The following is a 397-nucleotide window of genomic DNA, read 5'->3' on the forward strand; positions in this document are numbered from 1 at the left end:
ATTCTATACAGAGTCTTATATAATTTTTCAAGGATTCATCTTCAATGTATAGTCGAATTCCATCGATACCTCTTGTCATTAAAGTATAATAGATATTTTTAATAAAATCTGTGAATTCCGATTCTTTAAATTCATTAATTATAGGTTTTCCATTTTTATCATAGTAATTATTTGAAACTCCAACGATTTTTCCGTTTTGATAAGATAAATCTTTTCCAATAATTAATCCAACACAGTTTATATCCACACCCTGAACAGCATGAATCGATCCAATTTCTTGTAGACTATTTTTCTTATTCATCCAATCTTCATGAGTAGAATTCCATTTCCATTTGTTAACTCCTTCGACCCAATCAAATTGATTTTTATTTTCTTTACTAATCCATTCCCTTGCATA

General features: G+C 28.0%; 1 protein-coding gene. It reads right to left on the reverse strand.

Annotated features, from left to right (window positions below; all coding sequences use genetic code 11):
• Window positions 1-382, reverse strand: a 382-nt coding sequence (locus V7014_RS26205) for a DNA/RNA helicase domain-containing protein (protein WP_335511911.1), incomplete at its 3' end; no start/stop codon positions are given.
• Window positions 383-397: the final 15 nt, after the last annotated feature.

The organism is Bacillus sp. JJ722 (genome assembly GCF_036963345.1).
In the GTDB taxonomy this organism is placed as follows: Bacteria; Bacillota; Bacilli; order Bacillales; family DSM-1321; genus Bacillus_AD.